This window comes from Nostoc sp. (assembly GCF_036917675.1).
Lineage (GTDB): Bacteria > Cyanobacteriota > Cyanobacteriia > Cyanobacteriales > Nostocaceae > Nostoc.
Genome location: NZ_JBALCT010000024.1, coordinates 49,043 through 64,550 on the forward strand (window position 1 = coordinate 49,043; position 15,508 = coordinate 64,550).

Annotated in this window: 10 protein-coding genes, 1 tRNA gene and 1 pseudogene; 7 read left to right on the plus strand and 5 right to left on the minus strand. The window is 41.6% G+C overall.

Features of this window, described 5'->3' with window-relative positions; translation table 11 throughout:
- Window positions 1-64: 64 nt before the first annotated feature.
- From V7K31_RS09075 to V7K31_RS09085, 3 genes are all read left to right on the plus strand, one after another.
- Window positions 65-1,723, plus strand: a complete 1,659-nt coding sequence (locus tag V7K31_RS09075; protein ID WP_335093904.1) for an alpha-amylase family glycosyl hydrolase — start codon at window positions 65-67, stop codon at window positions 1,721-1,723.
- Window positions 1,724-1,922: 199 nt separating this feature from the next.
- Entirely contained in the window at window positions 1,923-2,981 is a 1,059-nt protein-coding gene (locus V7K31_RS09080; protein ID WP_335093905.1) for a 3-deoxy-7-phosphoheptulonate synthase, read from the plus strand.
- Between the two features lie 168 nt (window positions 2,982-3,149).
- Window positions 3,150-3,620, plus strand: a complete 471-nt coding sequence (locus V7K31_RS09085; RefSeq protein WP_335093906.1) for a cupin domain-containing protein — start codon at window positions 3,150-3,152, stop codon at window positions 3,618-3,620.
- A gap of 158 nt (window positions 3,621-3,778) precedes the next feature.
- Here the strand turns inward: V7K31_RS09085 and V7K31_RS09090 are convergent, their stop codons facing one another.
- Complete coding sequence (locus V7K31_RS09090) at window positions 3,779-4,282, minus strand: 2TM domain-containing protein (protein WP_335093907.1); 504 nt, start codon at window positions 4,280-4,282, stop codon at window positions 3,779-3,781.
- Window positions 4,283-4,622: 340 nt separating this feature from the next.
- Here V7K31_RS09090 and V7K31_RS09095 point away from each other — a divergent pair, with 340 nt between their 5' ends.
- The 3 genes from V7K31_RS09095 (at window position 4,623) to V7K31_RS09105 (ending at window position 7,346) form a co-directional block, all read left to right on the plus strand.
- A complete protein-coding gene (locus tag V7K31_RS09095; RefSeq protein ID WP_335093908.1) occupies window positions 4,623-5,873 on the plus strand; it encodes an RNA-guided endonuclease InsQ/TnpB family protein in 1,251 nt (416 codons plus the stop codon).
- A 119-nt stretch (window positions 5,874-5,992) separates the two neighbouring features.
- Window positions 5,993-6,709 carry an ROK family protein gene (locus V7K31_RS09100; RefSeq protein ID WP_335093909.1) on the plus strand — a complete coding sequence of 239 codons (717 nt, stop codon included), beginning with the start codon at window positions 5,993-5,995 and terminating at the stop codon, window positions 6,707-6,709.
- 82 nt (window positions 6,710-6,791) lie between these two features.
- Window positions 6,792-7,346, plus strand: coding sequence for a peptidoglycan-binding domain-containing protein (locus tag V7K31_RS09105; protein ID WP_335093910.1), 555 nt, complete (start codon window positions 6,792-6,794; stop codon window positions 7,344-7,346).
- Window positions 7,347-7,665: 319 nt separating this feature from the next.
- On the opposite strand, the gene V7K31_RS09110 is transcribed toward V7K31_RS09105, so the two are convergent.
- Complete coding sequence (locus tag V7K31_RS09110; RefSeq protein WP_335093911.1) at window positions 7,666-10,086, minus strand: sucrose synthase; 2,421 nt, start codon at window positions 10,084-10,086, stop codon at window positions 7,666-7,668.
- Window positions 10,087-10,976: 890 nt separating this feature from the next.
- Here V7K31_RS09110 and V7K31_RS09115 point away from each other — a divergent pair.
- Window positions 10,977-12,217, plus strand: a pseudogene (locus V7K31_RS09115) (RNA-guided endonuclease InsQ/TnpB family protein).
- 20 nt (window positions 12,218-12,237) lie between these two features.
- Here the strand turns inward: V7K31_RS09115 and V7K31_RS09120 are convergent.
- The 3 genes from V7K31_RS09120 to V7K31_RS09130 form a co-directional block, all read right to left on the minus strand.
- A complete protein-coding gene (locus V7K31_RS09120; RefSeq protein WP_335093912.1) occupies window positions 12,238-13,374 on the minus strand; it encodes an amidohydrolase family protein in 1,137 nt (378 codons plus the stop codon).
- A gap of 18 nt (window positions 13,375-13,392) precedes the next feature.
- Entirely contained in the window at window positions 13,393-14,742 is a 1,350-nt protein-coding gene (locus tag V7K31_RS09125) for a glutamine synthetase family protein (protein ID WP_335093913.1), read from the minus strand.
- Between the two features lie 607 nt (window positions 14,743-15,349).
- Window positions 15,350-15,422 (minus strand) — tRNA-His (locus V7K31_RS09130).
- Between the last annotated feature and the right edge of the window lie 86 nt (window positions 15,423-15,508).

A 15,508-nucleotide genomic window follows, 5' to 3' on the forward strand; every position in this document is an offset into this window, starting at 1 on the left:
ATTTGCAAATTCAATTGAACATCAGAAAATACTTCTATCAACCCTTGATATTACAAATACTTCTATGTCAAAGCCAATTGAATTTAATTTATTTGCACCTTACAACAAAGGAGCGGCATTAATTGCTTCTTTTTCTGATTGGCAAGAAATTCCAATGGAAAAAGGTGATGATGGTTATTTCCGCACAAGTGTTGAACTAGAAGACGGCGTTTATAAATATAAATTTCGCGTCCAGTCAAATTCATGGTTTTTGGAACCAGAACAATGGGTTGATGTTACAGACCCCTATGCAACTGATATAGATGAACAGAGTGGAAAAGATGATGGTGTTATCCGTGTCAAAGATGGCAAAAGGATTACCGATACTTATGTTTGGCAACATGATGATAAACCTTTACCTGCTGACCGCGAATTAGTAATTTATGAATTGCACGTCGGTGACTTTTCTGGTGGCGAGGATGATCCTTATGCACGAGGCAAGTACAAACACGTTGTTGAAAAGTTAGATTATTTGTGTGAACTAGGAATCAACGCTATTGAGTTGATGCCACTTAAAGAATATCCTGGTGATTATAGTTGGGGTTATAATCCCCGCCACTTCTTTGCAACAGAATCTAGTTATGGTTCAACTGCTGAATTGAAAAAATTGATTGATGAGTGTCATGCCAAAGGTATTCGTGTAATTCTTGACGGTATTTATAACCACTCAGAAGCATCTGCTCCTTTAACACAAATTGACCACGATTACTGGTATCATCACGAACCTCGTGACCCTGATAATAACTGGGGACCTGAGTTTAATTATGAACATTATGACGAGAAATTAGATATTCATCCAGCATGGAAATTTACTGGTGATACAATCCGTTTTTGGATTCAGGAATATCATCTTGATGGTATTCGCTATGATGCAGCACGGCAAATTGCTAACTACGACTTCATGCACTGGATTGTTCAGGAAGCCAAAAAAACTGCTAGCATGAAGCCTTTTTACAACATTGCCGAACACATTCCTGAAACTACCAGCATTACCAATATAGATGGCCCAATGGATGCTTGCTGGCATGACAGTTTCTATCACTGCATTTTAGAACATATCTGCGGTGATACATTTGATTTAGAGCGTCTCAAAGATGTCATTGACTGCAAGCGCCAAGGCTTCTTGGGTGCCACCAATGTAGTAAATTACCTCACCAACCACGACCATAACCATGTCATGGTTGAATTGGGAAACCGTGAGATTTTTGACGAAGAAGCCTTCAGGCGGGCTAAGTTAGGAGTAGCCATCCTAATGACTGCTGTTGGCGTACCTTTGATTTGGATGGGAGAGGAATTTGGCGAGTATAAACCGAAACAACCTGAATCATCGAAAATTGATTGGACGCTGTTAGGTAATGATCTAAATCGTAGTTTATTTGATTCATACAAAGGTTTAACTAACCTGCGTAAGAATAATCATGCTCTCTACACCGAAAATATTGATTTTATCCACGAAAATGCAGAGGCAAAAGTATTAGCTTATACTCGTTGGAATGATGAAGGTTCTCGTGTAGTCGTAATAGCAAATTTCTCAGAAAACTTTCTAGCTGGCTATCATGTTCCTAACTTTCCTAGCCCTGGTACATGGCACGAGTGGACAGCCAATTATGATGTCGAAGCTGGTGATGATGGCATCATAACTGACTTGGGGCCATACGAAGCTAAAGTTTTTGTATGGCAGTAATGATATATACTAGCCGTGAGTCAGTATTCCCACAGTAAAGAAAAAGGGGGAAAATATTCCCCCTTTTTCAATTATCATCTTACTCATATACAATCTAATTATAAATTTGTCAAGTAAAAAAGAAGCTATTTTAAAAACTCATGGGTTTGTGTTACACTTTTGAGTTGAAGTGCGGATATAAAATTGCCAGAGCATCCCCATGCACAACAAATTATTTAATAGTAATATCGACAACGCTAACATTGAGAACGATCGCGTTTTGTTAACTCCCAATGAAGTCAAATCAAAATTACCTTTAACACAATTAGCCGAACAACGAGTTTTAGCATATAGGCAGGAAATAGAAGATATATTAGATTTTCAGGATCGCCGAAAATTTATAGTAGTTGGCCCATGCTCAATCCACGACCCAAAAGCAGCGCTCGAATATTCTGAAAGGTTGAAAATATTGGCCGAGCGAGTCCAGGATAACCTGCTACTAATTATGCGAGTGTACTTTGAAAAGCCAAGAACAACCGTAGGTTGGAAAGGGTTAATTAACGATCCAGATATGGATGATTCTTTCCATGTAGAGAATGGGTTATTAATTGCACGGGATCTATTATTAAAAATTACAGAGTTGGGATTACCTGCTGGTACAGAAGCACTAGATCCAATCATACCTCAATACATTAGTGAACTGATTACATGGTCTGCCATTGGAGCACGCACGACCGAATCACAAACTCACCGCGAAATGGCAAGTGGGCTTTCAATGCCTGTAGGTTTTAAAAACGGTACTGATGGCAATATTCAAGTAGCTTTGAATGCCCTACAATCAGCTGGAAACCCGCATAATTTTCTCGGAATTAATCAAAACGGACAGGTTAGCGTATTTAAAACTAAAGGTAATAGCTACGGTCACGTAATTTTAAGGGGTGGTAGTCAACCCAACTTTGATCCAGCAAATGTCAAATTGGTAGAAGAGAAATTAAAACAGGCAAATTTACCACCAAGAATTGTGATTGACTGTAGCCACGGCAATACCAATAAAGATTACAAATTACAAGGTGCTGTCTTAGAAAATATTGTTCAGCAAATACTGGATGGTAATACATCAATAGTTGGGATGATGCTGGAATCGCATTTGTATGAAGGTAGTCAACCAATTACTGGTAAACAAGAAGAATTAAAATATGGTATTTCTGTAACTGATAAATGTATTAGCTGGGAAGAAACCGAAAAAGTTATTTTGGCTGCTCACGAAAAACTGAAATAAAGACCAAGAAGTAGTGCCCAAATTAAGCTACGATCGCATATCTCAGCCACTATGCCTTAGTTGGTCAATATCTTGTACTATGATTTTTGAGACTGATAGTGTTATGAATAAAAAATACCATCAATCTCTTCGCTTACCTGCGGCATCTAAGGAGAAACGTTAATTATCATGACTTTACCTGTTAAAGAGATTATATTAGCACCAGGAGAAGGTAATCACTTAACCATAAGTAATACACAGGTAATATTTAAAGCAGTTGGTGCTGATACTCATGGTCATTTAGGTTTATTTGAATACTTAATACAACCAGGAGGAACCGCACCAGAACTACACCTTCACCGTCAGATGGAGGAAATGTTTTATGTTGTGGAGGGAGAAGTCGAAATCCAAGCTGGAGACCGGATTGTCCAAGGTCAACCAGGAGCATTTGTACTTGTTCCTCGCAATACGCCACACACATTTGCTAACCGTGGAAAAAAACCTGCAAAGTTACTGATTATGTTCTCTCCAGGTGGGGAACGCGAAAAGTATTTTGAGGGCTTGGCTTCCCTACTTCAGGATGGACAGAAACCAGACCGGGAAGCCTTGCTAGAGTTGATGCGTCGATTTGACCAGGAGCCAGTAGAAAATTTACAATGACATGTTACTAATCCTGAGTACTAGGAGGATGCCTAAGTACAGGTCATATCATATCCGGCTGATTTAGTTGTCATTGCGAGCAAAGCGTGGCAATCTGCAAACTGCAAGCGAATTGCTTCAGTATTGTAGGGGTACACTTACGCAAACAAGCAAATCTACTAAGCCTGTAATGCCTTAAACCACTTATTCAAAACTGTGCTAATGGTTTTCTTAATCTGATGATTACGGCTCCACTTCTGGAATGCCATTTCATACTCTTCGCCTTTGATTTGAAAGGTATTCCAGACATCAAGCCCTACAGGCAATCCGCAGAAGAGCAAAATGTACAGCGACCAAGAAATTCCGCCGCCAGTGATTAAATCAACCAGTACTAAAAAGCCATTGAAAATTGCATAATTGCCTAGTCGCTTCTGAAATCTTCTAATGCGGTAGGCATCAAAAGCTTTTCGCTGTTGCACTTGACCTTGTTGTACTAACCAATCACGTTCTGCTAATTTTAAAGACTCAGGTGAAATTTCTAATTCAGCAGCAATTTCTAATATCTGCTGATAAGAAAATTCTGTATCTTTGTCATCAGCTTGACGAGCGATCGCTAAGTGTAGTATTTGTTGGACATCTTCTTGGCTATAAGAGCGGAGACTCTTGGGTTCAAATTCCGTCATAAGTAATATCTCTTAGTGTTATTTTTAATAATGATTCCTCGACCGATCGCTGTAACACAGCTACGCCACCATCAACACAATTCGCACTAAATCTACACTAGCAAATCTAGACAGCGCAGGAGGTAGAGATTTCTAGACTGAAAACCTCCATTTAAAGATACTAAAATGCTCAGAATGCTTGATAGACAAGGATTGTAGCTCTTAGTTACTCCTAAAATTAAAATAACTCAAAAATAATTTATCAGAGAATTGGGTTTAAAACCCCGTGCTTGTAGCACGGGGTTATATTTACTAGCGTCGCACCTGCTACTAAATATGCTAAAATAGTGGAATGCTAACCATGAACTACCGCTATCGAATCTATCCCAACATCACTCAAGAACAGTCGCTTTTTGAGTGGATGGATGTTTGTCGCGTTGCCTATAATTACGGGCTGCGAGAAATCAAGGATTGGTGTAATAGTCGGAAGTGCATGGTTGACAGATGCTCGATTGTCCATGAATATATCATGGCTGCTGAGGGACCTTTTCCCAGTGAAGTAAAACAGCTTAATGCACTGCCCTTCGCCAAAAAAGTATTTCCCCGATTGGGTGAAGTACCGAGCCAAGTTTTGCAGCAAGCTATCAAACAATTGCACCGAGCATGGGATGGATTTCAAAAAGTTGGGCATGGTTTCCCAAGATTCAAAAAGTTTGGGCAATTCAAATCTTTGTTGTTTCCCCAGTTCAAGCAAAATCCTGTGCAAGGGCTGCACATTGCATTGCCCAAACTTGGTTTGATTCCAATTAACTTGCATCGCCCAATCCCAAGTGGATTTATGGTTAAGCAAGTGCGGATAATTAACAAAGCAGATATTTGGTATGCTGACATCAATATTCAATGTGATGTAAAAGTTCCCAACCCAATGCCGCATGGGCATCCCATTGGGGTAGATGTGGGGCTTACTAAGTTCTTGGCGACTAGTGACGGAGTTGTTGTAAAATCGCCTCAGTTCCTGAAAGTGATGCAAAGCAAGCTGAAATTGCTGCAACGCAGACTTTCTAGGAAAAAGAAGCGTTCCAAAAATTACGAGAAACAACGCATCAAAGTTGCACGGCTTCATCACAAAATTGACAATACTCGCAAAGACTTTCACTTCAAGCAAGCTCACATCCTTTGTGATGCTGGTGATATGGTCTTCATGGAAGACTTGGATTACCGGACTCTTGCCAAGGCGATGCTTGGTAAACAGATGCTTGATGCTGGTTTTGGGCAATTCCGAACTATCACCAAGTATGTGTGTTGTCAGCGTGGTAAGTTCTTTGGGGAAGTTAGCGCTAGGGGGACTTCTCAAGAGTGTCCTGAGTGTGGTGCAGAAGTTAAAAAAGACTTGAGTATTAGAGTGCATCATTGTCAAAACTGTGGATACCTAACAGACCGCGATGTTGCTAGTGGACAAGTAATTAGAAATAGAGGAATAGAACTAATTAGTACGGCGGGACACGTCGGAATCCAAAACGCCTATGCAGACGGTTTACCAGGGGTTGAGATATCTCAGTCTAGGTCAAAGTCGAAAACCCGTAAGGGAGCAACTAGGAAATCTTTGAAGTAATTCTTGGAAGCCCCGTATCCTAGTGGTCGGGGTAATGTCACAAATTAATACTATGGACTCATTCATAATCTTAGTTGTCAAACGAGAACTCTAATCTTCTAATCTAAGGATCTAACTCAATGATTGAAGAAAATGGATCGATTCGTACCTTATCGGTTGATATTGGCGGTAGTGGCGTTAAAGCTATGGTTTTGGATATTACGGGGAATCCTGTAACCGAAAGGGCGCGTTTAGATACACCCCAACCTGCTACACCAGAGGTTGTAATTAATGCAATTGTTGTGTTAGCAGCATCTCTTGGTGAATTTCATCGCGTTTCGGTCGGTTTTCCTGGTGTGGTGCGGTCTGGAGTCACGGAAACAGCAGTAAACTTACATCCAGATTGGATCGGATTTGATTTGGAAACAGCATTATTAAAACACTTAAACAAGCCTGTACGGGTGATTAATGATGCAGATATGCAGGGATTTGGTGCGATCGCTCTTAAAGGTGTAGAATTGGTGATTACTCTGGGTACAGGGTTTGGTTCAGCTTTATTTCTGGATGGTAAGCTGGTGCCGAATATGGAAATGGGGCATCATCTATTTCGCAAAGGACAGACTTTCGAGCAGCAGTTGGGGCGTGCAGAGTTAGAAAAAATTGGTGATAAAAGATGGAATAGGCGTTTAGAAAAAGCGATCGCATCCTTGGAACATCTATTCAATTATGATTACCTTTACATTGGCGGTGGTGAAGCGGTGAGAGTGAATTTCCAGCTACCGTTAAATGTCAAACTCATCCCCAATATCACTGGGTTATTAGGCGGTATTGCTTTGTGGCGAGATGAGAAAAAGTAAAAATTTTTTCAGTATGCTATATCCTGGACAGCAGCAATGTTGTTCGTTAAAAGAAATATTGGTTGAAGTAAAATGAACCACAATGACTGAAATTGGACTGATGATCACGGGCGTGTTAACAATAAGACAAGCATCCGGGGACAATTTGCCACAGCAGCAATTATTTCAGTTGGAAAATGACGTAAACCAGTCAAAACAGAGTCAGTTAGAGATAACTGCTCAAGTCACACCACCTGAATTCATGCAGACAGATGGGATTTCCCAGACTTCTCCCTGTGCGATCGCAGTCGAGAAAGAACATATACTTAGGAAAATCAGCAAAAATAACCAGTTCCCAGCTTTGTCTAACTTAGTTAAGTCTAAGAACTACTCTCAGTCTGGAGGTAAAGTCCGTGTAAAGGTTACGGGGCGGTTCCAGAAGTTTAGTAGCCAACCTTTGCCGACTGTTTATTTCGGTAGCTCTGGTGTTGCTGTCAGAGTCTTACAACGGCTGCTAGTGTCTAACGGTTATGCCATTAGAGTGGATGGGATTTTTGGCGCACTGACAGAGACTGCTGTCAAAGCCTTTCAAAATCAGCAGAATTTAGGTGTGGATGCAATAGTTGGTGAACGAACCTGGCAGGCGTTGACAATTTAGTTAGGAGTTGGGAGTTATCAATAATTTCTGATTTATTCGCATTATATCTTGCTTGTTAAAAATATCTTATATGTAGGGCGTAGCCCATCGTAGATATGGCTTTCAGATTGGGAACACTAATCAAAAGGTAAATCCTTATTATTGTGTTAATACATAAATAAAGTTTTTTGTCCAGATTAATTTACATCCCCTTACTATACACTTAGGTTAAGCTCGAAATCCTTTGTAGAGACCTTGCTATGCAACGTCTCTACATACCAAAAATCCTTAAACCAAGTTGATTCAGTTAAATATGGAACGGCTTATCCCTTCTAACTTATTATCGGTACTTATGCTGCTCTAATAGCTGTTGCGCTCTTGGCTTGTAAATTAAATAGAACAAAGCTTCAATATAGCGCAACAAATCTTCCCGATTTTCCTTGGAGGTAAAGTTCCAGAAGCCATAAATCCGTGCTAATGATAACAGCTTAGTAGTGTGAATTTTCCAAGTATAGGAGGTGTAAACTCGCTCAATTCCTCGCTGCGAGATCTCATTCCAAGAGTTAGGGTTATGTTCGCATTTAGTGATAAAGTCCACAATTTTTGTGGCTGTCTCGTCTAAATTTGTTGGGTTAATATAAAAGCCATTAACCTTATCTTGAATAATCTCCAGTGGACCACCAAACTGTGTGGCAAAAGTCGGTAATCCTGAAACCATTGCCTCTAAAATTGTCAAACCAAAAGCTTCAAATAAAGCTGGTTGCACAAAAATTCCCTGATGATCGGCAATCACTCGGTAAATTTCACCAGAATCAGTTTTAGACAGGCGCACACCTAACCAACGAATCTTCCCGTGGAGATTGTACTTGTCGATTATTTGGTAGAGTTTGATAATTTCGTCACGTTCTTCGTTGTCGCCTGATTCTTCTACACGTAACTTACCCGCCACCAAAATTAGGTTGCAATGCTCCTGCAATTCTTTACTTTTACCAAAGCATTCAGCTAAACCTGTGAGGTTTTTAATGTGGTCGAGACGCGCCATTGAGAAGAGAGGACGTTTGTTAGGCTCGTCGAGTTTGCCAAAGATTTGCGCGGGATCTTCCAGAGTAAAGAGTGTTTCTGCAAGGCGTTGGCGATCGCTCTCCACTCGGTCTTGAGTCTGGGAGTAGGGGAAATAGTAATTTTCGTTTACTCCCGGCGGTACGACATTAAATTTGGGACTAAATAATTCAATCCCATTCGTTACGTGATACAACTCCGGCATGGTGAAGCATTTATAAGACTCATACTGTCCCACACTATCCGGTGTCCCGACAATTTCTTGGTAGGTGCTGCTGATAATAAAATTGGCAGCATTCATTGCAATCAAGTCAGCTGTGAATTGCAAAGAAAAATGATATTTATCTTCCAAATCTTGCCAGTAGAGGTTACTGAACAAGTATTTAGATTTTTCCAAAGCATGGGCAACATTGCATTGAGTAACTTTCAGTCGCCGCGCCAGCAAGAATGCCACTAAGTTCCCATCAGAATAGTTCCCAACTATTAAGTCAGGTGTGCCGTGAAATTCTGCCCGTAGCTCTTTTTCTGAATCAATGGCGAAAGTTTCTAGATAAGGCCAAAACTCAAACCGGGAAATCCAGTTTTGAGTCATATTAGGATTAAATTCCCGTAAAGGTACTCGCAAAATCCAGGCATTTTCGCTACCCAGGACTTTTTCTAGCCGTTGATTACAAAGGGTGCCATCACTGTTGGGAATCAAACGGGTGAGAATAATTACCTTTGGCTGGACATTCAATCCTTCTAAACCGGCTAGCAGGACATCTTCTTGTAGTTGCTTTTCTAGGCTCTTTGCCTGATCAAGGACGTAAACTACCTGACCGCCGGTATCGGGACGCCCCAAAACGCCCTCTTGCCCAAACCAACCGTGAGCTGACACCAAGACGATTTTAAAAATCATCGGAACACGAGAAATCAAGGCTTCTAGGGTTTGAGGGTCGGGAGAATCAATCAATTCATCGAGAATATTTAAGCTTTCCCGCACACGCCCTGCGCTGTTACCCCAACCCGGTTCAAAACCCATTGTTTGCAATTGAAACCGAAATTGCTCGTAGGGTTGATCATCCGGGCGATTATTAACAAAATCGATAGCTTTCTTAACCTGCTCAGAAAGTTGCTGCTGTGATTGAATGCGATCGTTAATCAGCAGTTGAACACCGTTGTAGTGGTGCAGGCGCAAGAAATTAAATAAGCTGTCCAGCAATTGTTTGGAGTCTTGAAATATTTTGCTGGATAGATAGCGGTTAAGAAATTGCACCCCCTTACCAATATTTTTGGGGTCGCGGATTGTTGGAGAGTAGTCATAAAACGGGCCGAAGTCCAATTCTAGCAGGCCGCCCTCATTAGGATGAAATTTGTTCACCAAGCGATCGCGCAGATCCAGCAAATTCTGCACCGTCATCGGCTCAATGCTCAAGTCTGATGTCAACCAATAAACTTCTTGGCTGGCAATCTTAGAACGGATAATGAAACATAAGTTGGAGTCCTCCTGAATAATTTCCTGAGTATAGTAAATGAGTTTACCTAACTCAGAAGAAGTGTAAAAATCCTCTGGTTTCTGGGACTTTGAGCAATACCCAGCATATACATTAAGTATGTCGTTCCGCAGCAAGTACTTCTTTTCTTGTTGGCGTAATTCACTAATAAAGGAACGCAAATCACTTTTTTCTTCACTATCTAAGACTGCTTGAAGCAATTCAGACATAGCAACTCCATTAGATGACGATGTTTGCATTGTTGACTGTCAAGGCGAGACAAATAAGCCCTGACTTTTCATGGGATCTGGAAAACCTCACTTCCATTCCTCTCCCCTTCTACGGGAGAGGCTTTGAATTCTCCCTCTTCCCTAGTAGGGAAGGGGGCTGGGGGGTTAGGTTTCGCGTTAGCTTTTCCACATGACCTGAATTGTCAGAAATAAGCCTTCACCTTTTCTTGAGCCACATATAAACACGAAATAACACAGATAAACCATATTTATCTGTGTACGTATAAGTATCAACTTTTCAGATGGCACTTAAATCATGTTCTACTTTACTTAAAGTATCTATGACTCAATATTTTTTGCTCTAACCAAAGGAATACAATTTTTATTTCTTCTGATAGATGTTAAGTGGGTCGGCGTAATTAAATATAACATCAAACCTCACCCTCAATCCCTCTCGAAAGTATCCCAGAGGGAAGCCGGAGGCAGGGTGAGGTTTTATATTTAATTTGACCCACTTACTTAGTAAATAATTGACATAATTATAGTTAAGGCACAATCTTTTATGCCCTAAACGGCTTAATATAATCTTTACTATATTATTTATTTGTATGTATCTGATATTCAGCACACCATTTAATGTAAAATTTTACCTGCCAAGCTCGGAATGACTTGCAAATCAATAATTTTTTAATTATTCGAGAGTGCTAATACTCATTTTTATCGAATCGCTGTAAGACCCCCGCCTCAACGTCTCGTAGGCGGGGGTCTTACAGCGGTTAAAAACGCAGCACTATGCAGATTCATATTGAGCGTCAGCGAAATAGAATCTGCATAGTAGCTAAGTTTTTAACAATCATGGTATACTGTTTATGTACCAAAACTAAACATAAATGCTCGTATTTGAGGCAAAACTGGAAGGACAGAACGAGCAGTATCGAGCGCTTGATGAAGCGATTAGAACTGCTCGTTTTGTGCGTAATAGTTGCCTGAGATACTGGATGGATGGCAAGGGTATTGGACGCTATGACCTGAATAAATTCTGCGCTGTGCTTGCAGCCAGTATTGAGTTTCCTTGGGTATCGAAACTCAACTCAATGGCAAGGCAAGCTAGTGCTGAAAGAGCGTGGTCTGCCATTGCTCGGTTTTTTGATAACTGCAAAAAGGGCAAACAGGGAAAGAAAGGTTATCCACGCTTCAAGAAAGAGCAAACACATGATTCTGTTGAATATAAAACCTGTGGATGGAAACTTTCACTCTTAGGGAGATGCATCACTTTCACCGATGGATTTGAAGCGGGAACCTTTAAACTTTGGGGAACCCGTGACCTGCATTTCTATCAGATCAAACAGTTTAAAAGAGTCCGAGTTGTGCGTCGTGCTGATGGGTATTATGCCCAGTTCTGCATTGACCAGGAACGACAAGAATTGCATGAACCAACGGGCAAAACCATTGGCATTGATGTTGGTTTGACCCAATTCTACACCGATAGTAATGGTGAAACAGTCGCCAATCCTAGACATCTAAGGCAAAGCGAGAAGTCTTTGAAGCGATTGCAACGCCGGATGTCTAGGACTAAGAAGGGTTCTCACAATAGAGCCAAGTTTAGAAATAAACTTGGACGTAAGCACCTCAAAGTAAGTCGCCAACGTAAAGATTTTGCTATTAAGACAGCAAGGTGCGTAGTGAAGTCTAACGACCTCGTGGCGTATGAAGATTTGATGGTGCGGAATATGGTCAAGAATCATCGCTTGGCTAAATCAATTAGTGATGCGTCGTGGTCGCTGTTCCGTGAATGGGTTGAGTATTTTGGTAAAGTGTTTGGAGTGGTGACAGTTGCTGTGCCGCCTCACTACACCTCACAAAACTGCTCGAATTGTGGTGAAGTAGTTAAGAAAACTCTTAGTACTAGAACCCATGTATGCCCTCATTGTGGACATATCCAAGACCGCGATTGGAACGCAGCGCGTAACATATTAGAAAAAGGACTGAGTACGGTGGGTCACACCGGAACTAACGCCTCTGGAGAGACTGACCAATACTTGAGGTGAGGTAACTCTTTCAAGCAAGTCAACTCGTGGAAAGAGGAAACGACATTGAGCGATCTTTGGAATCCCCACCCTCTACGGAGTAGGGTGGGGAGGATGTCAATAGTTACAACTTGCTGATGCTGGACGTTGATTGGTAGAGAACTAAGGCATTTTCACGTAAAATTGCGACAGCGATCGCCTCTGCTTCAGCCACAGTAATGTCAGAATCTGCAATTGCTTGCTCTAGCACTTCTCCTAAAAGCTGGCGACCCCATTTTGCAGCCAAGTAGTACAATTCTGGAATTGAGTGTGCATCAGAAGAATACATTAATTTAGTAGTGGGAGTTAATTCTAACAGCTCCCTGATTGCCTCCCGCATCCCGGATACGCTTAAAAAAGGTATTGCCAAACCGAAATCTAAATAAACTTGGGGATATACAGAAGCCAAATAACCAGCCTGCTGCATATAAGGATAGGAAGCGTGTAGCAATACTAATGGTACACGGCGGTACTGGGGTAACTCTAGTAAATATCGCAGATTTAAGGGATTAGCCAATCGTAAATCCAAATCGGGATCGCCAAAGCCAGTATGTAATTGCACTGGTAGGCGATATTTCGCCGCTACTAATAATGCCTGTTGTAACAGAAAATCAATCAGGGATTTATCAGTCAGTCGCAGAGGTTGATTTTGCCGTTGTTGTTTGAGTAGGGCAAAGTGAGCCGCCGCCACTTCGTCGGCTACAGGTTGAATATCTAAGCCACTTCGGTAACAGGCAATACTTTTAAAAGCTACCACTCCAAACGGTGGTGGATCAAGTTCGCTGTTGAATCTTGCTAGAAAAGTTGCAAAATCTTCTGATTGGGGAATTAGCTGTTCTGCTAATAGTTCTAATCTCAGAATTCGCCGCACAGGAATAAACCTTTCATGCCACGATAAAGGTAGAATCGTTTCTGGCTGCAAACCATCATCTAAGTAAATCGCCTCTAGGTTAGCCGCCTGAAAATAAATCTGCGTCAGTTTTTCTAATCCTAGACTTTCCCGCCGTGCCAAAATTGCTGTTTCTTCAGCTTCGCAGTTTAATAAAGCTGCAATCTCGCGCAAGCTACGCCGATAAAAGAACGTATGACGGGCATGGTAGTTGATGATTTCTGGATCATCGCTTTCAGTGAAGGCAGCCGCGTAAGGATACTGGGCAACAACTTCTGGTCTTAAGATGTTGTGGGCGTGTTGGTCAATTAAACGAATGTCGGCTAGATTCATTGGTAGGTAATCAGATCGCTAGTATTTCTCTAATAAGGTTTTCACCTCTGCCTTTAAGTCCCAATCTTTCATAGCTAGCCACTCTGCTTGACGCACTGCTAAGAAAGCTTTCGCTAACTGGGGATTTAAAGCTGTTAATAAGATATCGTCTTGCTGAAGGTGAGCGATCGCTTGCCCCAGATTATCTGGTAATCGGTCTATTTGATTAGCATTGCGTTCTTCAATTGATAAATATCCAGGGTCTTGATTCACCGGGTTTCCAGGTGTTAGACCACGCTGCACACCATCAAGTCCGGCGGCAATTACTGCTCCTATTGCTAAGTAAGGATTAGCTGAGGCATCCACAGTTTTCAATTCCAAGTGGCTGGGACAGCCCAAACCAGGGTCACTAGGGACTCTCACGGCTGCCTCCCGATTATCTAATCCCCAACAGCGAAAAGCACCACTCCAACTATGAGGAAGAATGCGGCGGTAAGAATTAGTACTTGGGGTAGTTAGTGCCATCATTGCCGGCAGATGGTGCAGAATGCCACCAATAAATTGTAATGCCACCCCAGAAAGACCACAGATTCCCTGTGGGTCAGGTAACAGGTTTTTCTCGTCATGCCAAAGGCTCAAATGGATATGACAACCACTACCAGCCGCATCCGGGAAGATTTTGGGTAAGAATGAAGCGATCAGGTTGTGTTTGTAAGCGATCGCTCTGACGGTTTCTCGAAAAGCAATCTGCCAATCAGCTGCTTGCAAAGCATCGGTATAGCGGATGGAAATTTCCTGCTGACCGGGGCCAGATTCTGGATAATATTGTTCTACAGGTATATCTTGAGCGATCAGTGCATCAGCGATCGCATCAATTACTTCTCGGTTAAGATCCATTGCCTGAGTTGAGGCAAAAACTGTGGAGTCGGCAGGAATGATTCCTTCAGGTGTTTGCCGAAGTAAGTAAAACTCATTTTCAAATGCTGCCCGCACTTGGCAGCCATTAGATTCGGCTGCCGCAATCATCCGCCTCAAGAAATTTCGCGGGCATAATGCCCAAGCAGAACCATCTAGTACCATATTGCCCATAACACGAACATGACCAGGAGCATAAGGTAAAGGCTTTAGACTAGACCAATCTGGTATTAAGCGAATTTCACCGACTGGCCCTAAATCAGTTTCTGGCACAACCGCATCATACATCACAGGAATTCCCTGCTGCCCTACGGAAATACCCACCCCATGCTCAAAGTAGTGAGCTAGCATCCCTACATGTACGGCTTTGCCACGGATAATGTTAGCATTATCGCACCAAAGAACTCGCACGAATTTGACACCAGTTTCTTCCAAATATTTACGTGTTCTTTTCCAGTTATTTTTGTCAATCATTGCTATAGCAATCCTAAGTGATTCATCAGAAAACACTATCTTGATTTATTAACGCTCAGTCAAAAACATGACAATTAAATATAAAACCTCACCCTGCCTTCGGCTTCCCTCTGGGATACTTTGGAGAGGGATTGAGGGTGAGGTTTGATCTTATATTTAATTACGCCTACCTACTTATCTGCTTTGTTGGGTTGAGGAACTAAACCCAAAATTTTACCCTTGTTCATGTTGGGTTTCACTGCCGTTCAACCCAACCTACATTGATAGATTTTATTATAAGTAATCACCCGAACTTGATATTACTTGTAAAAGTTTTTACACTATCGGCGTTGCGTAAGTCCTATTCTCCTGCAAAGAAGCAAGCGACGCAGAACGTCTCATAGAGAGGTGGCTTGTCATAAGACATTGCACAGCTAATTTTCACTTAGAAAGTAGATTTGCTTATATACATCAACTTCTTGATAAGATAAGCTAATTAATCATCGTGGGTTTGCGACCCTTTCAAGTCCATGAACTCGTAGATCGCAGATCCTTGCTAAAGTAATGGTTAGAATGTTCAGAACCACAACCCATCTTCTATAGGGATATTTAGTATGAAATTATGTAGGGCGAACGATGGGAATTGAACCCACGAATGGTGGTACCACAAACCACTGCCTTAACCACTTGGCTACGCTCGCCATTCAACAATTTTGATTATAGCAATAATTTGGCAAGTGATCAAGAGTTTTTGTTCAAGGAACGGACTGAGTTGATTTAGAGTCTC

Coding starts and splice junctions, on each gene's coding strand:
- V7K31_RS09125 (WP_335093913.1), bottom strand. CDS start 14,742: ATGATTGACAAAAATAACTGGAAAAGAACACGTAAATATTTGGAAGAA.
- V7K31_RS09085 (WP_335093906.1), top strand. CDS start 3,150: ATGACTTTACCTGTTAAAGAGATTATATTAGCACCAGGAGAAGGTAAT.
- V7K31_RS09100 (WP_335093909.1), top strand. CDS start 5,993: ATGATTGAAGAAAATGGATCGATTCGTACCTTATCGGTTGATATTGGC.
- V7K31_RS09110 (WP_335093911.1), bottom strand. CDS start 10,086: ATGTCTGAATTGCTTCAAGCAGTCTTAGATAGTGAAGAAAAAAGTGAT.
- V7K31_RS09075 (WP_335093904.1), top strand. CDS start 65: ATGTCAAAGCCAATTGAATTTAATTTATTTGCACCTTACAACAAAGGA.
- V7K31_RS09080 (WP_335093905.1), top strand. CDS start 1,923: ATGCACAACAAATTATTTAATAGTAATATCGACAACGCTAACATTGAG.
- V7K31_RS09120 (WP_335093912.1), bottom strand. CDS start 13,374: ATGAATCTAGCCGACATTCGTTTAATTGACCAACACGCCCACAACATC.
- V7K31_RS09090 (WP_335093907.1), bottom strand. CDS start 4,282: ATGACGGAATTTGAACCCAAGAGTCTCCGCTCTTATAGCCAAGAAGAT.
- V7K31_RS09095 (WP_335093908.1), top strand. CDS start 4,623: ATGAACTACCGCTATCGAATCTATCCCAACATCACTCAAGAACAGTCG.
- V7K31_RS09105 (WP_335093910.1), top strand. CDS start 6,792: ATGACTGAAATTGGACTGATGATCACGGGCGTGTTAACAATAAGACAA.